This is a genomic window from Rathayibacter sp. Leaf248, assembly GCF_920939495.1.
In the GTDB taxonomy this organism is placed as follows: Bacteria; Actinomycetota; Actinomycetes; order Actinomycetales; family Microbacteriaceae; genus Rathayibacter; species Rathayibacter caricis.
The window spans coordinates 439,793-460,462 of record NZ_CAKLAV010000002.1 but is presented as its reverse complement, the minus strand read 5'-3'; the positions used below and the strand labels follow the sequence as shown (position 1 = coordinate 460,462).

The following is a 20,670-nucleotide window of genomic DNA, read 5'->3' as shown; positions in this document are numbered from 1 at the left end:
TCCCAGAGTAGGGTCAGGCCCATGCCGGCGTCGCCAGGATGTCGTCCCACTCCTCCGCGCGCTCCCAGCGGAAGCCGTGGCGCTCGTAGAGCCGGCGGGCGGGGCTGAGCTTCAGCACGTCGATCCGGAACGGCAGCCTCGCCCGGGCCTCCTCGGCCATCACGTGCTGCAGCACAGCGGAGCCGGTGCCCCGGCCCTGCGCGGACGTCGCGAGGTAGAAGTGCTCGATCCAGACCGCGTCGTCCTCGACGCGCGAGGCGATGCAGCCGACGTCGATGCCGTCGACCACGATCACCCGGGTGCGCTCGGGCACGAATCGGTCGAGGAATCGGTGCCGCACGCGGTGCTCGTCGTAGCGGTCGAGCCGCTCGAGGTCGGGCCGCATCACGACGGCACGGAGCTCCGCGATCCACTCCGCGTCGTCGGCGGTCGCCGCCCGCAGACTCCAGTCAGCGGCCACGGGGCTTCCGCGTGCGCCGCACGACGGCCTTCGCCGGGCCCGGACGTGCGGGCTTCTTCTTCCCGCCGCCCGCCTTCTCGGCCTTCTCCCGCGCCTCGCGGGCCTTCGCCTTCGCCGCCTTCGCGCGCGACTCGACCTTGGGCGTCGCGGCGGTGCCGCGCGTCGTGTTCGAGCTGCGGCCGCGGACCACGCCGATGAAGTCCTCGACGTCGTCCGTCTTCTCCTCCGTGACCCAGGCCAGGCGCACCGCGGTCGGCGCGACTCCCGAGACCGGCACGGCCCGCACGTCCTTGCGGCTGTGCACGCGGGCGACCGCCTGCGGCACGATCAGCACACCCACGCCCGCGGCCACCTGCTCGACGGCGTCGTCGAGTCCGGACATCCTCGGCAGCGGTCGCCGCGAGCCGTCGGCGATCTCCACCGCGACGGTCGCCCACTCCGGCACCGTCGAGGGCTCCTGCAGGAGGTGCTCGTCGGCCAGGTCGGCGACGTCGACCGACTCCGCGTCGGCGAAGGCGTGCTCGTGGCCGAGCACCACGACCGGCTGCTCGTCGTAGAGGTGGATGGCGCTGAGGAGGGAGGAGTCGACGTCGCCGCGGACGAACGCCACCTGCGCGCGGCCGTCGAGCAGCGCGCGCGTCGTCTCGTCCTCGGCGAGCGCCAGCACGCGCAGTGGCAGGTCCGCGCGGCGGTCGCCCCAGATGCGCGTCCACTTCGTCGGGGTGACCCCGGGCGCGAGGGCGACCGAGAAGACCGGGCCGGCCGGCTCGTCCACCTCCTCAGCGTCCGTCTCAGCAGCGTCCGCCTCGTCCCCGTCGACCGCACCCTCGTCCAGGCGCTCCGTCCCGACGACGTAGGCGTCCTGCTGCACGGTGTCCGGCTCGTCGCTCATCCGTCCAGGGTAGGCGCTGTGCGCGCGACGGTAGGGTTGCCGCATGGCCAAGGCGACACAGACGATGAAGGCTGCGACCGCGGCGAAGAAGCTCCAGATCTTCCTGCCCGCGACCCCGGAGGAGTTCCAGGAGTCGGCGATCACGCGCGAGCAGTACGACGAGCTCGTCGCCAACCCGCCCGCGTGGCTCGTGGAGCTGCGCGAGAACGGCCCGCACCCCCGCCCCGTCATCGCCTCGCGGCTGAACGTCTCGATCTCGGGGCTCGCCCGCGGCGGCCTCACCGAGGCGCTCACGACCGACGAGATCCAGGCCCTCCTCGACGAGGTCCCCGAGTGGCTGCGCGTCGAGCAGAACCGCTACGCCGAGGTGCGCCGCGAGCAGGCCCGCCTGAAGTCCGAGCGCGCCGCCAAGGCCGCCGAGTAGCCTCCCCGACCCCGGTCCGTCCCTCTACTGGTTCGAGAACGCCGCGTCGAACGATGCCGTCGGCGTCTTCCAGAGCAGCGAGCGGATGAACCCCACGGCCTCCGCCGCCCCGTGCAGTCGGTCCATCCCCGCGTCCTCCCACTCGATCGAGATCGGGCCGGAGTAGCCGATCGCCTCGAGCGCGCGGAACGCGTCCTCCCACGGCACGTCCCCGTGCCCGGTCGAGACGAAGTCCCAGCCGCGCCGCGGGTCGCCCCACGGCAGGTGCGAGCCGAGCACGCCGGCGCGGCCGTTCTGCGGACGCATGCGCGTGTCCTTGCAGTCGACGTGGTGGATCCGGTCCTTGAAGTCCCAGAGGAAGCCGACCGGGTCGATGTTCTGCCACATCATGTGCGACGGGTCCCAGTTGAACCCGAACGCCGTCCGGTGGTCGATCGCCTCGAGCGTCCGCACGCTCGACCAGTAGTCGTAGGCGATCTCGGACGGGTGCACCTCGTGCGCGAACACGACGCCCTGCGCGTCGAACTCGTCCAGGATCGGGTTCCACCGGGTCGCGAAGTCCTGGTACCCCTCCTCGATGACCGAGGCCGGCACCGGCGGGAACTGGGCCACGTACGGCCAGATCTTCGACCCCGTGAAGCCGACGACCACGTCCACGCCGAGCTTGCGGGCGACGCGGGCCGAGCGCTTCATGTCCTCCGCGGCCCGCTGCCGCACGCCCTCGGCGTCGCCGTCGCCCCACGTGTAGTCCCGCACGAGCGCCTTGTGGCGGAAGTCGATCGGGTCGTCGCAGACGGCCTGTCCGGTGAGGTGGTTCGAGATCGCGAAGACCTCGAGTCCGTAGCGGTCCAGGATCTCGAGCCGCGACGCGACGTACGAGTCGTCCTCGTCGGCGCGCTGGAGGTCGAGGTGGTCGCCCGACGCCGCGATCTCGAGGCCGTCGTAGCCCCACTCGGAGGCCAGGCGCGCCACCTCCTCGAAGGGCAGATCCGCCCACTGGCCCGTGAACAGGGTCACCGGACGGGTGGCGGCGTAGGTCTTCTCGCTCATGGCGCTGTCTCCTTCGACAGGGGTGTCAGACGACAGGGGTGTCAGAGCGCGCCGGGCACGGTGACCCAGGCGCCGGAGTCGGCCGCGTCGAGCACGGCCTGGGTGATGCGGGCGGCGCGGAGTCCGTCGTCGAAGGTCGGTAGACCCTCGACCTGGGCTCCGGCGATCGCGGCGTAGGTGTCGCGGGCGAACGCGGTGAACGCGTCCTGATAGCCCATCGGATGCCCGCTGGGCACGATCGAGAGGCGGGCCGCGTCGGGAGCGAGGATCGCGCCGTCGCGCGGCACGAGCACCGCGCTGTCGCGGCGCCCGACCCAGAGCGTCTCGGGCAGCTCCTGCTCGAAGCGCAGCGACTCCTCGAGTCCCGACACCTCCAGCACGAGCTCGTTGCGGTGCCCGGCGGTGACCTGCGAGACGAGGAGGGTGCCGACGGCGCCCCCGGCCAGGCGGACGATCGCCCCGGCCACGTCCTCGGTCTCGACCGCGCGGCCGCCCCGCTCGGCGTGGATCGTGCTCGTGATCGCCGCGAGAGCCTCGATCCGCTCGCCCGTCACGAACTCGAGCAGGTCGACCAGGTGCGAGCCGATGTCGCCGAAGGCGCGCGAGCGCCCCCCGGCGGCCGGATCCACGCGCCAATTGTCCTCGGACGCGCCCAGCAGCCAGTCCTGCAGATAGCTGCCGCGCACCGTGACCAGGCGACCGGTCTCTCCTGCGGCGACCCGGGCGCGCGCCTCGCGCACCATCGGGTGGAACCGGTAGGCGAACGGCACCGTCGCGACGATCCCCGCGGCGGACGCGGCGCTGGCGAGCGACTCCGCCTCGGCCACCGTCGCGGCCAGCGGCTTCTCGCAGACCACGTGCTTCCCCGCTGCGATCGCAGCCAGGGCGAGCTCGGCGTGCGACGCGTTGGGCGTGCAGACGTGGATCACGTCGATGTCGTCGTCCTCGATCAGCGCCCGCGCGTCGGCGTAGGCGCGCTCGAAGCCGAGCTCGCCCGCCGCCCTCTCGCCCTTCTCGGGGCTGGAGGAGGCGACGCCGGCCAGGACCGCGCCGGCGCTCCGGGCCGCCCGGCTGTGCACGGCGGCCATGAACCCGCCGCCGAGCACGCCGACGCGCAGGGCTCCGCCCATCAGACCAGGGTCGCTTCGCTCGGGTCCCAGTCCTCGGGGACCGCCGGGCGCGGCGCGACGGTGCTCTCGACGAGCACCTTCTCGCCCGTCTCGGCCGCCTCGAGGAGCGACAGCATCACGTCGGTCACGTGGTACGCGAGGTCGCCGGACGCCGCCTCGGGCCGATCGGCGCGGATCGCCCGGGCGAGCTCGAGCACTCCGGTGCCGCGCGAGAACGTCGAGCCGGTGGCCGTGATGACCTCCGGCTCCTTCTCGCCGCGGCGGTACAGGGTGACCTCGCCGTCGTGCATGTTGGGGTCCGGCAGCACGAGCGTGCCCTCGGAGCCGTTGATCTCGACGAAGCCCATGCGCTGCATGCTCGACTCGAAGCTCCAGACGCCCTGCGCCGAGGCGCCGGACTCGAAGCGGAGCAGTCCGCCGATGTGCGTGGGGATCGTGACCGGGAACTCGGTCCCCTCGCGCGGGCCGGAGCCGACGACGCGGGTGGTGCGCGCCTGCGAGGACACCGCGGTGACGCTCTCGACCGGGCCGAGGTTCTGCACGAGGGTCGTGATGTAGTACGGCCCCATGTCCAGCAGCGGGCCGCCGCCGGGCGCGAAGAAGAACTCGGGGTTCGGGTGCCAGCCCTCGGGGCCGGGGCCCTGGAACAACGTGATGGCCGAGAGGGGCGTGCCGATGGCTCCGCTCTCGATGACCCGCTGCGCGGTCTGCAGGCCCGCGCCGAGGAAGGTGTCCGGTGCCGTCGCGACGCGCAGTCCCTTCTCCTTCGCCAGCGCCAGCAGCTCGACGCCGCTGTCGCGGTCGAGCGAGAAGGGCTTCTCGGTCCAGACGTGCTTGCCGGCCTCGAGGGCCCGGCGGGCGACCTCGACGTGCGCGGCCGGGATCGTCAGGTTGACGACGATCTCGATGCCGGGGTGCGCGAGCAGCTCCTCGACGGTGCCCGATCCCGGGACGCCGAACGCCTCGGCCTGGGCCTTCGCGCGCTCGAGGTCGATGTCGGCCACGAAGAGCACCTCGAGGTCGGGGAAGACCGTGAGGTTGGTGAGGTACTGCGTGCTGATGTTCCCGGCGCCGATGACGCCGACGCCGACGCGTCCCGCGCCGCTCATGCGGAGAGCTCCGAGACGTAGGAGAAGCCGGTGGTCAGGCCCTCGAAGATGTCGCCCGCGTAGGCGTCGAACTCGAGCACGGGGAGCGCCTGCGGGGCGGCGGCGAGGATCGACGGGATGTCCATCGCGCCCTTCCCGGCCGGAAGCTGCTCCTGCGTGTCGCTCGAGACCGGGCCGTCCTTGATGTGGAGGAAGCGGACCTTGTCGCCGAGTCGGCCGAGCACCGCGGCGGGGTCGTCGCCGCCGACCGCGGCCCAGTAGGTGTCGAGCTCGAGGACGATCCGGTCGTCGAGCAGGCTCGCGAGGTGCTCGAAGGCGCTGAGGCCGTCGACGCGGTTCTCGAACTCGAACGCGTGGTTGTGGTAGCCGAGGGCGAGTCCGCGCGAGGCGGCGGAGTCGACGAGCGCGTTGAGCTCGTCGGCGATCGTCTTCACGTCGTCGGCGGTGGTCCAGCGGGTCGGGTCCACGTGCGGATCGATCACGGTCTGCACGCCGAGCGACGCGGCGATGTCGAGGATCTCGTCGACCGAGGTGCCCTCCTGCGGTCCGAGGAGGCGCGCGTGGGCGCTGGGCGCCGTCAGGCCGCTGGCGGGCAGCGCCGAGCGGTAGCCCTCCGCGAGGTCGACGAACGAGAAGAGCTCGACCTTCGTGAAGCCGATGCCGGCGAGGCGGTCGAGGGTGGCGGGCAGGTCGGCGGCGAGCGGCTCGCGGACCGAGTAGAGCTGGACGGAGAGGTCTGTGGATGTGGCCACCGGGGGTGCTCCTGATCGACGTCGAACGTGGGTGCTCCGAACCCTACGCGGACTTTTGACCGGCAACAAGCAGAACTTCGCGACTCCGCAGGAGAAGTCGTTCGTGTCGCCAGCAGAAGGCCCGGTGCTGTGGTTGACTTCCGCCATGCCGACCCGCCGCCGCTCCGCCACGAGCGCGCAGGGCGAGCTGCTCCTCCTCCTCTCCGACGGAGACGCCCGCACCCGCGCCGACGTGGTCGCCGAGACCGGGCTCCCCCGCGCGGCGGTCTCGGCCCAGCTCGACCTGCTGGCCGCCACCGGCCTCGTCGTCCGGCGCGACGACGCCCCCTCCTCCGGCGGCCGCCCCGCCGCCCGCATCGCCTTCGACCCGAGCGCCCGCAGCCTGCTGGCGATCGACCTCGGGGCCGCGCACGCGACCATCGCCCTCACCGACCTCGACGGCGTCGTCCTGGCCGAGAGACGCGAGGCGATCGCGATCGCCGACGGCCCGCTCGCCGTCCTGGGCCACGCACTCGACACCGCCGCCGCCCTGCTCGCCGGGGCCCCCGCCGCGGGCCCGCTCGCCGGCGTCGGCGTCGGCGTCCCCGGGCCGGTCGAGCACGCCACCGGCCGCCCGGTGAAGCCGCCGATCATGCCCGGCTGGGACCGCTTCGACATCCCCGCCTTCGTCGCGCGCACCCTGCCCGTGCCCGTGCTCGTCGACAACGACGTGAACCTCCTGGCCCTGGGCGAGCACGCCGACCACTACGCCGGCGTCGACGACCTCCTCTACGTGAAGGTGTCCACCGGCATCGGCGCCGGCATCGTCAGCGGAGGCGCGCTGCAGCGCGGCGCCCTGGGCGCGGCCGGCGATCTCGGGCACGTGCAGGTGCCGGGCGATCACGGCGACGCCGACCTCGAGGCGATCGCGAGCGGCTCCGCGATCGCCCGCCGGCTGGGCGGCGACGTGAGCAGCACCTCCGACGTCGTGCGGCTGCTGAACGCGGGCGACCCGACGGCCGTCGAGCTGACCCGGGCCGCCGGCCGCGACATCGGCGAGGTGCTCGCCACCTGCGTGAACCTGCTCAACCCCTCGGTCATCGTCATCGGCGGCAGCATCGCGGAGGCGAGCCACGAGGTCCTCGCGGGCGTCCGGGAGGTCGTCTACCGCCGCTCCCTCCCCCTGGCCACCCGCTCCCTCGACATCGTGCAGGCCTCCGGCGACCGCGGCGGCGGCGTCCGCGGAGCCGCCCTGATGGTGCGCCGCCACCTCCTCTCCCCCGCGGTCGTCGACTCCTTCCTCGCGGCCTCCTGACCTGCACCCGCAGTCCTCCGGATCCTGCGAGATCTCGCGCTCGGCGAACGCCGGAGCCCCGCGTGCCGATTCGGCAGCGCCTGGGAACGGGCGCAGAATGGATCGGTGCCCGATCTGCAGCTCACGTTCCCCTGGGAGACGCAGCCCGTCTTCCGGGAGGCCGAGCCGCCGCACCTGAAGCGCGTCGTCGCCCACTCCGGTGATCGCGTCGCCTGGCTGCGCGCCCGCTCCCGGGGCATCACGGCGACGGATGTGGCCCGCCTCTCCTCGGCCGCCGCGATCGACCGCGTCGCGCTCGACAAGCTCTACGGCAGCGGCTTCGGCGGCAACGCGTTCACCGACCACGGCCGGGCCCGCGAGCCCGAGATCGCCGCGTGGGTGCTCCGCGAGCACGAGATCGAGCCCAGCAGCACCCTCTTCCACGCGAGCCAGGAGCGACGCCACCTCGCCACCCCCGACGGCATCGGCCTGCGCGAGGACGGCCGGCTGGAGCTCTGCGAGATCAAGACCACGACCAAGCCCTGGCGCAGCATCCCGCGCCACTACCTCCGGCAGGTCTTCTGGCAGCAGTACGTGCTCGGCGCCGAGCGCACGCTGGTCGTCTGGGAGCAGCACCGCGACTTCGTCCCGATCGACGCCGAGCCCGAGTTCCGCTGGGTCGACCGCGACGAGGACGAGATCCACGTCCTGGTCCGTCTCGCGGGCATGCTGATGGCCGAGCTGCACGAGAGAACCCGCGCGGGCGCGCGGTGACCGTCCTCCTCCTCCACGGCCTGGGCGGCGACCGCTCCCAGCCGCTGGGGCTGCTCCGTCCGGCGCTGCCCGCCGGAAGCGAGGTGATCGCGCCCGACGTCCGCGCGCACGGCGCCTCCGAGCTCCTGGGCTCGAGCGCCGACTTCTCGCTCGACTCCCTCGCCGACGAGGTCACCGAGCAGGTCGTCCGGGCCGGAGCCGCGCACAAGCCGCTCACGGTGCTCGGCATCTCGATGGGCGCGGCGATCGCCCTGCGCCTCGCCGCCCGGCGGTTCCTGCCGATCGACCGCGCCGTCTTCGTCCGTCCCGCGTTCACCTCGGAGCCCCTTCCCGAGAACCTCGCGGTGTTCCCCGTCCTCGCCCAGCTGCTGCACGACCACGGCGCCAAACGCGGCGAGCGGGTGTTGCGCGCGTCCGGGCTCTTCCACCGCGCTCAGGAGGAGTCGCCCGCGGGCGCCGAGGCGCTCGCGCAGCAGTTCCGCGCGCCGAAGGCGGAGGAGCGCGCCGTCCGCCTCGCCGAGATCCCGCGGAACGCGGCTTACCGCGACTCCACCGAGCTGGCGCAGGTCATCGCGCGGACGCTCGTGATCGCCGCCGAGCGCGATCCGGTGCACCCGGTCGCCGTCGCGGAGCAGTGGGCGAGAGGTCTTCCGGAGGCACGGCTCGTGCGGGTCCCGCCGCGGGACGACGGTCAGCAGCGGCAGACGGAGCTGCTGCGGGGACACGTCCGCGACTGGCTCGCGCAGAGCTGAGCTCCTCGCGCGCGAGCACCGCGCCCACGATCGCCAGCCACAGCAGGGCGATCCCGGTGGCGACGAACTCGAGCGTTCCGCCCAGGCGCATCCACACGCGGAGGAGCGAGAGGATCGCGCCCGCGCCCGCGACCACCGCGACCGCGATCCCGGCGATCAGCGAGAGGCGGGCGACCGCCGCCCGCTCCCGCGCCGTGGCGAGCTGCAGCATCGCGACGCACGCCGAGGCGAAGCCGAGCACCGCGGCGCTCGTGTGGATCAGGTCCTGCCAGCTGAAGCTCGGCCCGACCGGCAGCGGGCAGCCGGCCGTGCAGGTCACCTGCGAGGCGAGGGCGAAGCACGCCGACGCCAGCAGGAGGGCCAGCGCGGGCGGGAGAGCCGGCAGCAGCCGCGTGCGCACCGCGCGGGCGCCGATCGCGACGGCGGTGCCTCCTGCGGCGACCAGGAGCAGCGCTGCCTGCACGACCCCCGCGGTGGGCATGTCGGGGGCGCCCATCTCGCTGACGTAGACCCAGCGGGTGAGGCTCAGGCGCGCGCCCAGCAGCAGCGCCAGGCCGGCCAGGACGAGCACGGAACCGGCGATCAGCAGGGGGCCCTCGACTCGTCCACGCTGCATTCCCCCATGGTGCCAGACCGCGCCTCCGAGCCCGCCTCACCTCCCGTACGGGGGACCGAGAGCCAATCTTCTCGGGCGGGTGACACCGCCGTAACAGCCCGGACTCATTACCTCGATTGACTGAGCGCGGCGCTCGGAGACGGGGTCGGGGGACGCACGCCAGCGCGTCGCCCACCCCTGGAACCACCACCGGGGCCGGGACACAGGAAGGGCGATGATGCACAGCAGTGCGCTCGGACACGGCCTCACGATCGGCGACATCCCGGAGGAGGTGGTCCTGCCCGACACCATGACGGCGGCGGTCATCGACGCGCCGGGCGACGCCTCGGTGCTGCACCTCGAGACGGTGCCGACCCCCACGGCCATCAACGCCGAGTTCACGGTCAAGGTGATCGCGGCCGGAGTGAATCCCCTCGACGTGAAGACTCGCGCGGGCCGCGGAGTCGCGTCGCAGATCACCTCCTACCCCGCGGTCCTCGGCCACGACTTCTCGGGCGTCGTCGTCTCGAGCCCGTACCCGGCGCACCCGCTGCGCCCCGGTGACGAGGTCTACGGCTTCGTGATGGTGCCCCGCTACTCGGGCTCCTACGCCCAGTACGTCAGCGTGCCCAGCGTCTCCGTCTCGCGGAAGCCCTCGACGCTGTCGCACGTCGAGGCGGCCGGGGTGCCGCTCGCCGCGCTCACCGCGTGGGGCATGGTCGTCGAGCTCGCCAAGGCGCACGAGGGCCAGCGGATCCTCATCCACGCCGGATCCGGCGGAGTCGGCCACTTCGCCGTGCAGTTCGCCGCCTACTTCGGCGCCTCCGTCATCGCGACCGGATCCACGCGCAACCTGCAGTGGCTGCGCGAGCTCGGCGCCTCCCAGGTCGTCGACCACACCGCCGAGCGCTTCGACGAGGTGCTCGCCGACGTCGACGTCGTGATCGACCTCGTCGGCAACGTGCACGACGACACCGGCTCCCGCTCGCTGCGCGTGCTGCGACCCGGCGGACTGATCGTGAACGCGCCGACCGGCAGCTGGCCCGGGTTCTTCGAGGAGGCGGCCGCCGCGGGCGTGCGCGCCTCGACGTTCAAGGTCGCGCCCGACGGAGCGACGCTGGCCGTCGTCTCGCGCCTGCTCGAGTCGGGCGACGTGCGCGTCTTCATCGACGGCGTCTTCCCGCTCGAGAAGGCGTCGGAGGCCCACGAGCAGCTCGAGACCGGCCACACGCGCGGCAAGATCGTCCTCACCGTCTGCGAGGGCTGACCCGCCAGGATCCTCCGCGAGCATCAGGGCAGCGGGCGCTCCAGCACGAAGTCGTCCTCATATCGGTCGCCGACGAGGAAGCGCTTCTCCCCCACCACTGCGAAGCCGTGCCGCGCGTAGAACCGCTGCGCGCGCTCGTTGAGCCGGTTCACCCCGAGCCACACCCCGGCGGACCCGCTCCCCCGGCCGTCCTCGAGCGACTCCTCCATCAGCGCGGAGGCGACTCCGCTCCCGTGGCTGCCGGGCATTACGTAGCACTTGCTGAGCTCGACGGTCGGCCGCAGGCGCACCGCGGCGGCCGCATCGGCGTCGCCCGGCTCGCCCCGTACGAGCATCGTGTAGCCGGTCGCGGCCCCGGAGGCGTCCTCCGCGACGAACAGCGACCGGTCCGGATCCGCGAGGTAGCCCGCGAAGCGCTCCTCCGACAGCACCGTGCGGACGAACTCGGCCTTCGCCTCGTCCGTGGTGTGCGGCGGGCAGGCGAGCGGGAACGTGATCGCGGCGACGCGGGCGAGCTCGGGAGCGTCGGACGCCACCGCCCGGCGGACCACGGAGCCGCCCGTTCCTCCTGTCGAGTGCGGGTCCACTCAGCCCCCGAAGATCTGCTTGCCGAAGACGATCACGACGATGCCGGCCGCGACCGCCGCGGCGGCGAGGCCGAAGCACAGCACCGCGACGGCCCGCCCCTGAGCGGGCCGCCCGTCGACGGAGCCGTCGGCGACGGCCGACGCGCGCACCCCCAGGGCGAACAGGGCGGGCAGCCCGGCGCCGAACAGCAGCCCGACGACGAGGACCTGCAGGACGGATCCGCCGATGGCGGCGAGGTCGATGCTCATCGCGAGCCCTCCACGGTGACGGGGCGGACGGGTTCGGGAACCGGCACGGCGGCCTCCCAGTCCTCGGTGACGTTGTCCGCGGTGATCGGAGAGCGGCGCGAGTGCAGCCACATCGCGGTCGCGGCGGCGACGAGAAGCACGAAGACGACCAGCACGCCGCCGAGTCCGCCCACCGCGTTCGCGAGCAGCCAGCAGAGCGCCCCCACGACGGCGGCGGCCGGGAGCGTGATGAACCAGGCGAGGACCATCCGGCCCGCCACCCGCCAGCGGACCGAGCCGCCGGGAAGCCCGAGGCCCGACCCCAGGATCGAGCCGGTCGCCACGTGCGTGGTCGACAGCGGCAGGCCGAGGTGGCTCGACGTCAGGATGATGGCGGCCGAGGAGGTGTCGGCGGCGAGGCCCTGCGGGGCTGTGATGTCGACGAGACCCTTGCCGAGCGTCCGGATGATGCGCCAGCCGCCGAGGTAGGTGCCGAGCGCGATCGCGACGGCGCACGACGCCTTGACCCAGAACGGCACGTCGCTCTCGGGAGTCGCCGCTCCGTAGGCGATCAGGGCGAGGAAGATGACGCCCATCGTCTTCTGCGCGTCGTTGGTGCCGTGCGCCAGTGAGATGAGCGAGGCGGAGCCGATCTGTCCGTAGCGGAACCGGCGCTCGGACGACTCGCGCGGCAGTGAGCGGGTGATCCGGGTGATGAGGCGCGTCCCCGTCGCCGCGACGAGTGAGGCGATCACCGGAGCGAGGAGCGCCGGCACGACGACCTTCGCCAGCACTCCGTCCCACTTCACGCCGTTCAGCCCTGCGACGAGACCCCAGACGAGCGCGGCGCCGATGAGGCCGCCGAAGAGGGCGTGCGAGGAGCTGGAGGGCAGGCCGAACAGCCACGTCGCGAGGTTCCATATGATGCCGCCCACGAGTCCCGCGAAGACGATGAGCATCAGCTGCTCGCCCTGGGCGGCGCTGAGGTCGACCACGTCGCCGCCGACGGTCTTCGCGACCTCGATCGAGAGGAACGCGCCCACCAGGTTGAGGACCGCCGAGAGGGCGACCGCGCGCTTGGGCTTCAGTGCCCCCGTCGCGATCGACGACGCCATCGCGTTGCCGGTGTCGTGGAACCCGTTCGTGAAGTCGAAGGCGAGTGCGGTGGTGATCACCAGGATCAGGACGAGCAGTTCGGGCACGACGAACAGTGTGCGTCGCGCCCCGCGGCACGCCAAACGTCCGGGAGCCGCCGCGCCGTTCGTTCACCCGACGTTCACCTTCGCGCGGTTGTCCCGGACACCGAGAACGAAGGAGGGGGCCCGCCGAAGCGGACCCCCTCCTGTCGGTGCTGCAGTGCAGCGACTCCGACTTACGCGAGGACGTTGACGTCCAGCGGGATGCCGGGGCCGAAGGTCGTCGAGACGGCGGCCTTCTGGATGTAGCGGCCCTTCGAGGAGGAGGGCTTGAGGCGGTTGATCTCGTCGAGAGCCGTCTTGAAGTTCTCCTGGAGCTGCTCCTCGGTGAACGCGGCCTTGCCGACGACGAGGTGCACGTTGGCGTGCTTGTCGACGCGGAACTCGATCTTTCCGCCCTTGATCTCGTTCACGGCCTTGGCCACGTCCGGGGTCACGGTGCCGGTCTTCGGGTTGGGCATGAGGCCGCGGGGGCCGAGCACCTTTCCGAGACGTCCGACCTGGCCCATGAGCTCCGGCGTCGAGACGGCGGAGTCGAACGCGACGTAACCGCCGGCGACCTTCTCGATGAGCTCGGCGCCGCCGACCTCGTCGGCGCCCGCGGCGATCGCGGCCTCAGCGGCCGGACCCGTCGCGAACACGATGACGCGGGCGGTCTTGCCCGTGCCGTGCGGCAGGATGACCGTGCCGCGGACCATCTGGTCGGCCTTGCGCGGGTCGACGCCCAGCTTCAGCGCGACCTCGACGGTGCTGTTGAACTTCGCGGAGCCGGTCTCGCGAGCGAGCGCGACGGCCTCCTCGGCGGTGTAGTACTTGCCCTCTTCGAGCTTGGCCGCGGCGGCCCGGTAGGCCTTCGACTTCTGTGCCATGTTGTTTCTCCTTGAAACGAGAATGTGGTTCTAGAGCCTGGCGGGCTCTCCCACGGATGTTGAGTTCTGGAAGGGCGAGGACTAGCCCTCGACCGTGATGCCCATCGAGCGAGCGGTGCCGGCGATGATCTTCGCGGCGGCGTCGATGTCGTTGGCGTTCAGGTCGACCTGCTTCGCCTCGGCGATCTCGCGGACCTGCGCCTGGGTGAGCTTCGCGACCTTCACGGTGTGCGGGGTCGAGGAGCCCTTGGCGACGCCGGCGGCCTTCTTGATGAGCTCCGCGGCGGGCGGGGTCTTCAGGATGAAGGTGAACGAGCGGTCCTCGTAGACAGTGATCTCGACGGGGATGACGTTGCCGCGCTGCGACTCGGTCTGCGCGTTGTACGCCTTGCAGAACTCCATGATGTTGACGCCGTGCTGACCGAGCGCCGGACCGATCGGGGGCGCGGGGTTCGCCGCGCCGGCCTTGATCTGGAGCTTGATCAGGCCGGTGACCTTCTTCTTGGGGGCCATTCTGATTCCTTTTCTCAGGGTTCGAGTGGTCGGGGGTTCCCGGCCGCTCTCCCGCGCACCCGACGGAGTCGGATCGCGGTGGAGGAGGGTCGGCCGGCGCGCACGCGAACGGGCGCCGACACGAAAACCCGTACGAGCTTACACGGCTCTCGCCACTCCCGACAGGGCGGATCCGCGGGCCCCGCATCTTCTGCAGGCATGCGCACCATCTGCAGGCACGCGCACCATCTGCAGGCATCCGCACCGTCTGCAGGGGAATCGGGCCGGCCCGCGCCTGCGAGGCGGAGGAAAGCGCTTCTTCGCCGGGATCCCCTGCAGATCGCACCGGCACCCGCGCCGAGGAGCACCCCCGGAACGGCGAACGCCCCCTCCGCAGCAGCGGAGAGGGCGTCGTCGCGACGTCGGGACGTCGGGACGTCGGGACGTCGGGACGTCAGAGCTTGGTGACCTGGTCGAACGACAGCTCGACGGGGGTCTCGCGCTCGAACAGCGACACGAGCACCGTGAGCTTGCCGCTCTCGGGCTTGATCTCGCTGATGGAGCCGGGGAGCCCGGCGAACGAGCCCTCCTTGATGGTGATGGTCTCGCCGATCTCGAAGTCGACCTCGGCGGGCAGCACGCGCTGCGCCTGCTTCTGGCCCTTCGCGCCGGGCGCCTTCGAGGGGGCGACGTCCTTGATCTCGACGAGGCTCTTCAGCATCGTGAAGGCCTCCTCGAAGCGCAGCGGAGTCGGGTTGTGGGCGTTGCCCACGAAGCCGGTGACACCCGGGGTGTGGCGGACGACCGACCACGAGTCCTCGTTGAGGTCCATGCGCACCAGCACGTAGCCGGGGATGCGCACGCGCGTGACCATCTTGCGCTGGCCGTTCTTGATCTCGACCACGTCCTCCATCGGGACCTGGACCTCGAAGATGTAGTCCTCGGCCTCGAGCGAGACCTTGCGGTTCTCGATGTTCGACTTCACGCGCTTCTCGAAGCCGGCGTAGGAGTGGATGACGTACCACTTGCCGGGCTTGCCGCGGAGCTCCGTGCGGAACGCCTCGTAGGGGTCGATGTCGGCGAGGTCCTCGCCGGCGGCCTCCGCGTCCTCGGCGGCGACCTCGGCCTCGTCCTCGACGGCCTCGAGGGCCGCTTCGGCCTCCTCGACGGTGTCGATGTGCGCGGCCTCGTCGACGGCGCGGTCGGCATCGGGGTCGTCGACCGACCCGATGGCGTCGAGCGCGGCCTCGAGGTCGGACGCGAGGTCCTCCTCGGACTCGTTCTCGTCGATGACGCTCAGGGCGCCCTCCTCGGCGGGCTCGACGGAGTCCTCCGCCTGCGTGAGGGTGCCGCCCTCCTGCGTCTCCTCGACCTCCGACGACTGCTCGGCAGCCGTCGACCAGTCGACGTCGTCGCGGTTTCTGTCAGACACTCGTCACAACTCTCTCTCGATCGATGCGGTCGGCGCCCCGAGGGCGCGTCCCGCTGTGGCCGGCGTCCCCCGCTGAGCGGATCGGGACGCCGCCGGGTCAGGCGCCCGGTGTGCCGAAGACGTACGTGACGGCCAGCGCGAACACCCAGTCGAGGAACGACACCAGCGCCATCATGATGACGACGAAGATCAGGACCACCACGACGTAGTTGCCGAGTTCTTTCCTGGTCGGCGTCACGACCTTCTTCAGCTCGGCGATGACCTGCCGGATGAAGAGGGCGATCCGCGCGAACGGATTGCGCCGCGCCGCACGCTGCTGATTCGCGATCGCGACGACGTCCTCGCTCGGCTCGTCGACTGCTTTCCCGGCCACCTGCACGCACCTTTCCCGCACCGGAACCTCCGGTGTGGCCGGCCGCCCATCGGGCGACCCTGGACCGATGTCCGCTGCATCGCGGGGACCGCGTGCGACGGGCATCGATGTGCAGGGCGGACAGGGCTCGAACCTGCAACCTGCGGTTTTGGAGACCGCTGCTCTACCAATTGAGCCACCGCCCTATGGATGCCGTTGCGGGCATCCGAGGAGGAACCGAACCCTCCAACACCCGTCGCAGCCCTGTCGGGCGCGGTGAAGAGTGGCAGAGTTCGACTACCTCGGAAGAGTGTACGTGGACCCGCCAGGAGTGTCCAGCCGGGCCCCGGCGCTCGGATGCGGCCTCGCGCGCGCAGAGGATACGCTGGCGCTCGTGTCTGCTCCCACGCGCGTCTCCGCCCGAATCTCCGCCATCGCCGAGTCCGCGACCCTCAAGGTCGACGCGAAGGCCAAGGCCCTCCAGGCGCAGGGGCGCCCCGTCATCTCCTACGCGGCGGGAGAGCCGGACTTCCTCACTCCCGAGCACATCGTCGAGGCCGCGTCGGCCGCCGTGCTCGACCCGAAGAACTACCGCTACACCCCGGCGGCGGGCCTGCCGGATCTCCGCGCCGCGATCGCCGAGAAGACGGCGCGCGACTCCGGATGGGCCGTCGAGGCGTCGCAGGTCGTCGTGACCAACGGCGGCAAGCAGGCCGTCTACCAGGCGTTCCAGACCCTCCTCGACGACGGCGACGAGGTCCTCGTGCCGACCCCCTACTGGACCACCTACCCCGAGGCGATCAAGCTCGCCGGCGGCGTGCAGGTCGACGTCTTCGCCGGAGCCGACCAGGGCTACCTCGTCACGGTCGAGCAGCTCGAGGAGGCGCGCACCGAGCGCACCAAGGTCCTCCTGTTCGTCTCGCCGTCGAACCCCACCGGAGCGGTCTACTCGGCCGAGCAGACCCGCGCCATCGGCGAGTGGGCGCAGGAGCACGGCCTCTGGGTCATCGCGGACGAGATCTACCAGAACCTCGTCTACGCCGTCGACGGCCAGGACGACGCCGGTCCCCTCGAGCGGGCGACCTCCATCGTCGAGGCCGTTCCGGAGCTGCGCGACCGCACGATCCTCGTCAACGGAGTCGCGAAGACCTACGCGATGACCGGCTGGCGTGTGGGATGGATGGTCGGCCCCGCCGACGCGATCTCGGGCGCCTCGAACCTGCAGTCGCACCTCTCGAGCAACGTCTCCAACATCTCGCAGCGCGCCGCCATCGCCGCCCTGACGGGTCCGCAGGAGCCGGCCGAGGAGATGCGTCTCGCGTTCGACCGCCGCCGCCGCACCATCGTCGCCGAGCTGAACGCGATCGACGGCGTCGACTGCCCCACCCCGGGCGGCGCGTTCTACGTCTACCCCGACGTCCGGGGCCTGCTGAACCGCGAGTGGGACGGCGTCACGCCGACCACCTCCCTCGAGCTGGCCGACCTGATCCTCGAGAAGGCCGAGGTCGCCACCGTCCCCGGAGAGGCCTTCGGCCCGAGCGGATACCTGCGCCTCTCCTACGCACTCGGCGACGACGCACTGCTCGAGGGCGTGCGGCGGTTGCAGAAGCTGTTCGGCTGAGCTTCCTGCCTCTCTCCTCCTCCGTCGTCGATCGGCCGCGGTCGGCTCGCGAGGTGGTCGCGATCTGCAGGGCGTCCAGCGTCCGCCTACGGCGATCCGCTCGCACGCGGATCGCCGGTTCGGCTCGGCCGTGCCGGCGAGCCGGTGGCCGCTTCTCCTGACGTCGGAGGAGGTTCGGCTCGGCCGTGCCGGCGAGCCGGTGGCCGCTTCTTCTGTCGTTCGGGGAAGGTCGACGGGGCTGTGCCGGCGCCATTGCGGGGACTGCACTCGGTGGAGGGAGCGTCGGTCGAGGCGACGCGGTCGATGGCGAGCATCCTGTCGCTGGCGGGTGCGGTCGTGGGGGACGAGGGGGGAAATCGCAAGAGGGGGTGGCGAAAAGGGTGCAGAGCTGTCAATGGGGGCCGGGACAGGGCACGCTGGTGCGATGAGCCCTGACGCAGCAGTCCGAGTCCGAGATCTGCGGAAGGACTACGGTGGCGCGCCCGCACTGACCGGCATCTCGTTCGACATCCACCGCGGAGAGACGTTCGCCCTCCTGGGGCCCAACGGCGCAGGCAAGTCGACGACGATCGAGATCCTCGAGGGCTACCGCGACCGCTCCGGCGGCGAGGCCTCGGTGCTCGGAGTCGACCCGCGCCACGGCGACCTCGCCTGGAAGTCCCGGCTCGGCATCGTGCTGCAGTCCAGCGGAGAGTCAGGCAACGCGACGGTCCGCGAGCAGATCGCGCACTTCGCCGGCCTCTACCCGCGTCCGCGCGACGTCGACGAGACCATCGAGGCCGTCGGACTCACCTCGAAGGCGCGCTCGCGCATCGGCAAGCTCTCGGGCGGTCAGCGCCGCAGGGTCGACGTCGCCCTGGGCATCATCGGGCGTCCCGAACTGGTGTTCCTCGACGAGCCCACCACGGGCTTCGACCCGGAGGCGCGGCACTCGTTCTGGGAGCTCGTCGCGCTCCTGAAGAGCGAGGGCACCACGATCCTCCTCACCACCCACTACCTCGACGAGGCCGCCCGTCTCGGCGACCGGGCCGCGGTCATCGCGGGCGGACGGCTCCTGGCCATCGGCCCGATCGGCGAAATCGGCGGCGACGAAGCGCGAGTGCCCATCGTGCAGTGGGAGGAGGCCGGCGTGCTCCACCGGGTCCGCACGAGCGAGCCGACCCGCTTCGTCGCCGAGCTCTCGGCGCGTCTCGGCGAGCCGCCGGCGCTCGAGGTCCAGCGGCCCAGCCTCGAGGACATCTACCTCGACCTCATCCGGGACGACCGGGCGAGCGACGGCGGCATCGCCCTCGACATGATCGGAGAGCCGGCATGAGCGCGATCACCCAGGCCCGGCCCCGCACCCGCCTGCGCACCGGACCGGGCCGCACCCTGCGCCTCGGCGCCGCCCGCGCCCGCTACGAGGTCCGCTCCTACTTCCGGGCGCCCGACCAGGTGTTCTTCACCTTCCTCTTCCCGGTGCTGCTGCTCACGATCTTCTCGGTCGCGTTCGGCGAGAACGCGATCATGCAGGCGGACCCGCAGGATCCGGGCATCACCATGGCCGAGTACTACGTGCCCGGGCTGGTCGCCGCGGGCATCCTGCTCTCGGGCGTGCAGAACCTCGGCGTCGACATCGCGGTGGAGCGGAGCGACGGCACCCTGAAGCGCCTCGCCGGCGCTCCGCTGCCCGTGCTGAGCTACTTCCTCGGCAAGTTCGGCCAGGTGCTGGTCACGAGCGTCGCGCAGACGGCGCTCCTGCTGGTGGTCGCCGCCACGGCCTTCTCGGTCGAGCTCCCGACCGACGGCGGGCGCTGGGCGACCTTCACGTGGATCTACCTCGCCGGAGTCGCGACCTCCGCGATCCTCGGCATCGCGGTCTCGGCGCTCCCCCGGTCCGGCAAGAGCGCGACCGCGGTGATCGTGCCGCCGCTGCTGGTCCTGCAGTTCATCTCGGGCTCGTACCTGTCGTTCACCACGCTGCCCGACTGGCTGCAGAACATCGCGAGCGTGTTCCCGCTGAAGTGGATCGCGCAGGGCATGCGCGCCGTGTTCCTCCCCGCCGACTTCGAGCAGCTCGAGGTCGACGGCGCCTGGGATCTCGGCGGCGTGGCGATCGTGCTCGGCGTCTGGCTCGTCCTCGGGCTCCTCGCGAGCCGCCTGACGTTCCGCTGGATCCGCCGCGACGCCTGACCGGCCTCGCTGATCGAGTAGCGGCCGCAGGCCGCGTCTCGAGATCCACCCCCGCCGGACATCGCGGGTCTCGATGCGCCGCTCCGCGGCTGCTCGACCAGCAGGGGACGGCCGCGCCGCCTCAGACCGTGGTGCCGACGACCACGGGCTCGGGGTGCAGCAGCACGCCGAACTCCGAGAGCACGCGGCCCTGGACGTAGCGGGCGAGCTCCGCGACCTCCTCGGCGCGCGCGCCGCCGCGGTTGGTCAGCGCGAGGGTGTGCTTGCTCGACACAGCCGCTCGCGAGCCGGGCAGGGCGAACCCGCGCGAGACTCCGGAGTGCTCGATGAGCCACGCTGCGCTGAGCTTGACGAGGGCGTCGGGCGCCGAGGGCGCGGGCAGACCGATCGGCGCGCCCGCGGCGACGGCGTCGAGCGGAGTGACGACGTCGGCCTCGGCGGCCGGCTCGACCGGCCAGCGCGGTGCGGTGGGCGGCAGCCCGGCGGCGGCGGCGCTCGTGACGATCGGGTTCGTGAAGAAGGACCCCGCGCTGGCGGTGTCGGGGTCGTCGGCGTCGAGCACCATGCCCTTGGAGGAGCGCAGCCGGAGCACGGTCTCGCGCACGCGGTCGACGGGGACCCGGTCGCCGAGCTCGACGCCGAGCGCCGAGGCGAGCTGCGCGTACGCGATCGGGGCGCCGACCCCCTCCGTCTCCTCGAGGGCGAACTCGACGGCGAGGACCGCGCCGCGGCGGCCCTGCTTGAGCACCGACGTGCGGTAGCCGAGCTCGAGCTCGGCCGCAGTGAGGCGCACGGGCTCGCGCGCGCCCTCGTCGAGGAAGTCGACAGCGACGAGCGTGTCGCTGAGCTCCTGGCCGTAGGCGCCGATGTTCTGCACGGGCGAGGCTCCGACGGTTCCGGGGATCCCGCTGAGGGCCTCCAGTCCGGTCCAGCCGTTCCGGACGGTGGTCGCGACCAGTCCGTCCCACGACTCGCCCGCCTGCACGCGCAGGTGCACGGAGCCGGGCCGATCCGAGTGCAGCCGCTCGACTCCCGTCGTGCGGACGCGGACGACCGCGCCCTCGACTCCGTCGTCGCCGATGAGGAGGTTCGACCCGCCTCCCAGCAGCAGCCACGGCTCGTCGTCGGCCCACAGCTCCTGCAGCACCGAGACCAGCTCGGTCGCGGTGGCGGGCTCGAAGTAGCGCTCGGGAGCGCCGCCGACGCGCAGCGTGGTCAGCGTGGAGAGGGACGGCGGCGTCAT

General features: G+C 72.1%; 22 protein-coding genes, 1 tRNA gene and 1 pseudogene. 8 read left to right on the top strand and 16 right to left on the bottom strand.

The genetic code is table 11. The features are described 5' to 3' along the window. Positions 1–13: 13 nt before the first annotated feature. Both LRG51_RS15220 and LRG51_RS15215 read right to left on the bottom strand, forming a co-directional pair. Positions 14–460, bottom strand: coding sequence for a GNAT family N-acetyltransferase (locus LRG51_RS15220; protein WP_230673447.1), 447 nt, complete (start codon positions 458–460; stop codon positions 14–16). Continuing rightward, on the bottom strand, positions 450–1,352 hold the full coding sequence (locus LRG51_RS15215; RefSeq protein WP_230673445.1) for a LysR family transcriptional regulator substrate-binding protein: 903 nt from the start codon (positions 1,350–1,352) through the stop codon (positions 450–452). Before LRG51_RS15215 ends, LRG51_RS15220 begins: the two co-directional genes overlap by 11 nt. Positions 1,353–1,395: 43 nt before the next feature. On the opposite strand from LRG51_RS15215, the gene LRG51_RS15210 reads away from it, so the two are divergent. Next, positions 1,396–1,776, top strand: coding sequence for a DUF5997 family protein (locus LRG51_RS15210; protein ID WP_055790667.1), 381 nt, complete (start codon positions 1,396–1,398; stop codon positions 1,774–1,776). 24 nt (positions 1,777–1,800) lie between these two features. On the opposite strand, the gene LRG51_RS15205 is transcribed toward LRG51_RS15210, so the two are convergent. The 4 genes from LRG51_RS15205 to LRG51_RS15190 are packed head-to-tail and all read right to left on the bottom strand — an operon-like array spanning position 1,801 to position 5,817. After that, on the bottom strand, positions 1,801–2,826 hold the full coding sequence (locus tag LRG51_RS15205; protein ID WP_055790663.1) for a sugar phosphate isomerase/epimerase family protein: 1,026 nt from the start codon (positions 2,824–2,826) through the stop codon (positions 1,801–1,803). Positions 2,827–2,867: 41 nt separating this feature from the next. Next, positions 2,868–3,956: a Gfo/Idh/MocA family protein gene (locus tag LRG51_RS15200; RefSeq protein WP_230673443.1), complete on the bottom strand. Its 1,089-nt coding sequence runs from the start codon at positions 3,954–3,956 to the stop codon at positions 2,868–2,870. Next, positions 3,956–5,065: a Gfo/Idh/MocA family protein gene (locus tag LRG51_RS15195; protein WP_055790655.1), complete on the bottom strand. Its 1,110-nt coding sequence runs from the start codon at positions 5,063–5,065 to the stop codon at positions 3,956–3,958. Before LRG51_RS15195 ends, LRG51_RS15200 begins: the two co-directional genes overlap by 1 nt. Beyond that, a complete protein-coding gene (locus tag LRG51_RS15190) occupies positions 5,062–5,817 on the bottom strand; it encodes a sugar phosphate isomerase/epimerase family protein (protein WP_230673442.1) in 756 nt (251 codons plus the stop codon). The genes LRG51_RS15195 and LRG51_RS15190 overlap by 4 nt, the downstream gene beginning before the upstream one ends. A 55-nt stretch (positions 5,818–5,872) precedes the next feature. Here LRG51_RS15190 and LRG51_RS15185 point away from each other — a divergent pair, with 55 nt between their 5' ends. From LRG51_RS15185 to LRG51_RS15175, 3 genes are all read left to right on the top strand, one after another. Continuing rightward, the gene (locus tag LRG51_RS15185; RefSeq protein ID WP_230673440.1) at positions 5,873–7,111 is read left to right on the top strand and encodes an ROK family transcriptional regulator; all 1,239 of its coding nucleotides are present in this window, start codon (positions 5,873–5,875) and stop codon (positions 7,109–7,111) included. A 105-nt stretch (positions 7,112–7,216) separates the two neighbouring features. After that, entirely contained in the window at positions 7,217–7,864 is a 648-nt protein-coding gene (locus LRG51_RS15180) for a YqaJ viral recombinase family protein (protein ID WP_055790644.1), read from the top strand. Then, positions 7,861–8,616, top strand: coding sequence for an alpha/beta fold hydrolase (locus tag LRG51_RS15175; protein ID WP_055790641.1), 756 nt, complete (start codon positions 7,861–7,863; stop codon positions 8,614–8,616). Before LRG51_RS15180 ends, LRG51_RS15175 begins: the two co-directional genes overlap by 4 nt. A 31-nt stretch (positions 8,617–8,647) precedes the next feature. Here LRG51_RS15175 and LRG51_RS15170 read toward each other — a convergent pair. Continuing rightward, positions 8,648–9,232 (bottom strand): annotated as a pseudogene (locus tag LRG51_RS15170) (DUF998 domain-containing protein); the annotation flags it as partial. Positions 9,233–9,449: 217 nt separating this feature from the next. On the opposite strand from LRG51_RS15170, the gene LRG51_RS15165 reads away from it, so the two are divergent. Next, complete coding sequence (locus tag LRG51_RS15165) at positions 9,450–10,478, top strand: NADP-dependent oxidoreductase (RefSeq protein ID WP_230674078.1); 1,029 nt, start codon at positions 9,450–9,452, stop codon at positions 10,476–10,478. A 23-nt stretch (positions 10,479–10,501) separates the two neighbouring features. Here LRG51_RS15165 and LRG51_RS15160 read toward each other — a convergent pair whose 3' ends face one another. The 8 genes from LRG51_RS15160 to LRG51_RS15125 form a co-directional block, all read right to left on the bottom strand. Continuing rightward, on the bottom strand, positions 10,502–11,029 hold the full coding sequence (locus tag LRG51_RS15160) for a GNAT family N-acetyltransferase (RefSeq protein ID WP_055790636.1): 528 nt from the start codon (positions 11,027–11,029) through the stop codon (positions 10,502–10,504). Between the two features lie 36 nt (positions 11,030–11,065). Beyond that, positions 11,066–11,314, bottom strand: coding sequence for a hypothetical protein (locus tag LRG51_RS15155; RefSeq protein WP_055790633.1), 249 nt, complete (start codon positions 11,312–11,314; stop codon positions 11,066–11,068). After that, positions 11,311–12,495 (bottom strand): inorganic phosphate transporter, encoded by a 1,185-nt coding sequence (locus LRG51_RS15150; protein ID WP_055791549.1) that lies wholly within the window; start codon positions 12,493–12,495, stop codon positions 11,311–11,313. Before LRG51_RS15150 ends, LRG51_RS15155 begins: the two co-directional genes overlap by 4 nt. A 170-nt stretch (positions 12,496–12,665) precedes the next feature. Beyond that, positions 12,666–13,358 (bottom strand): 50S ribosomal protein L1, encoded by a 693-nt coding sequence (gene rplA, locus LRG51_RS15145; RefSeq protein ID WP_055790630.1) that lies wholly within the window; start codon positions 13,356–13,358, stop codon positions 12,666–12,668. A gap of 81 nt (positions 13,359–13,439) precedes the next feature. Further along, a complete protein-coding gene (gene rplK / locus LRG51_RS15140) occupies positions 13,440–13,871 on the bottom strand; it encodes a 50S ribosomal protein L11 (RefSeq protein ID WP_055790620.1) in 432 nt (143 codons plus the stop codon). A gap of 433 nt (positions 13,872–14,304) precedes the next feature. Then, positions 14,305–15,282, bottom strand: coding sequence for a transcription termination/antitermination protein NusG (gene nusG, locus LRG51_RS15135; RefSeq protein WP_055790617.1), 978 nt, complete (start codon positions 15,280–15,282; stop codon positions 14,305–14,307). A 97-nt stretch (positions 15,283–15,379) separates the two neighbouring features. Beyond that, on the bottom strand, positions 15,380–15,655 hold the full coding sequence (gene secE, locus LRG51_RS15130; RefSeq protein WP_055790614.1) for a preprotein translocase subunit SecE: 276 nt from the start codon (positions 15,653–15,655) through the stop codon (positions 15,380–15,382). 112 nt (positions 15,656–15,767) lie between these two features. Beyond that, positions 15,768–15,840: transfer RNA gene (locus LRG51_RS15125), tRNA-Trp, on the bottom strand. A gap of 188 nt (positions 15,841–16,028) precedes the next feature. Here LRG51_RS15125 and LRG51_RS15120 point away from each other — a divergent pair. The 3 genes from LRG51_RS15120 (at position 16,029) to LRG51_RS15110 (ending at position 19,427) form a co-directional block, all read left to right on the top strand. Then, positions 16,029–17,255, top strand: coding sequence for a pyridoxal phosphate-dependent aminotransferase (locus tag LRG51_RS15120; protein WP_055790611.1), 1,227 nt, complete (start codon positions 16,029–16,031; stop codon positions 17,253–17,255). A 424-nt stretch (positions 17,256–17,679) separates the two neighbouring features. Beyond that, a complete protein-coding gene (locus LRG51_RS15115; RefSeq protein ID WP_055790608.1) occupies positions 17,680–18,570 on the top strand; it encodes an ABC transporter ATP-binding protein in 891 nt (296 codons plus the stop codon). Beyond that, positions 18,567–19,427 carry an ABC transporter permease gene (locus LRG51_RS15110; RefSeq protein WP_055790605.1) on the top strand — a complete coding sequence of 287 codons (861 nt, stop codon included), beginning with the start codon at positions 18,567–18,569 and terminating at the stop codon, positions 19,425–19,427. The genes LRG51_RS15115 and LRG51_RS15110 overlap by 4 nt, the downstream gene beginning before the upstream one ends. Before the next feature lie 121 nt (positions 19,428–19,548). On the opposite strand, the gene LRG51_RS15105 is transcribed toward LRG51_RS15110, so the two are convergent. Then, positions 19,549–20,670, bottom strand: coding sequence for a UDP-N-acetylmuramate dehydrogenase (locus LRG51_RS15105; RefSeq protein WP_211315536.1), 1,122 nt, complete (start codon positions 20,668–20,670; stop codon positions 19,549–19,551).

Bases quoted from the DNA above. Each gene is read 5' to 3' on its own strand.
- LRG51_RS15215 (WP_230673445.1), bottom strand. From the start codon at position 1,352: ATGAGCGACGAGCCGGACACCGTGCAGCAGGACGCCTACGTCGTCGGG.
- LRG51_RS15210 (WP_055790667.1), top strand. From the start codon at position 1,396: ATGGCCAAGGCGACACAGACGATGAAGGCTGCGACCGCGGCGAAGAAG.
- LRG51_RS15205 (WP_055790663.1), bottom strand. From the start codon at position 2,826: ATGAGCGAGAAGACCTACGCCGCCACCCGTCCGGTGACCCTGTTCACG.
- LRG51_RS15200 (WP_230673443.1), bottom strand. From the start codon at position 3,956: ATGGGCGGAGCCCTGCGCGTCGGCGTGCTCGGCGGCGGGTTCATGGCC.
- LRG51_RS15195 (WP_055790655.1), bottom strand. From the start codon at position 5,065: ATGAGCGGCGCGGGACGCGTCGGCGTCGGCGTCATCGGCGCCGGGAAC.
- LRG51_RS15165 (WP_230674078.1), top strand. From the start codon at position 9,450: ATGCACAGCAGTGCGCTCGGACACGGCCTCACGATCGGCGACATCCCG.
- LRG51_RS15155 (WP_055790633.1), bottom strand. From the start codon at position 11,314: ATGAGCATCGACCTCGCCGCCATCGGCGGATCCGTCCTGCAGGTCCTC.
- rplA (WP_055790630.1), bottom strand. From the start codon at position 13,358: ATGGCACAGAAGTCGAAGGCCTACCGGGCCGCCGCGGCCAAGCTCGAA.
- rplK (WP_055790620.1), bottom strand. From the start codon at position 13,871: ATGGCCCCCAAGAAGAAGGTCACCGGCCTGATCAAGCTCCAGATCAAG.
- LRG51_RS15115 (WP_055790608.1), top strand. From the start codon at position 17,680: ATGAGCCCTGACGCAGCAGTCCGAGTCCGAGATCTGCGGAAGGACTAC.
- LRG51_RS15110 (WP_055790605.1), top strand. From the start codon at position 18,567: ATGAGCGCGATCACCCAGGCCCGGCCCCGCACCCGCCTGCGCACCGGA.
- LRG51_RS15105 (WP_211315536.1), bottom strand. From the start codon at position 20,670: ATGACGCCGCCGTCCCTCTCCACGCTGACCACGCTGCGCGTCGGCGGC.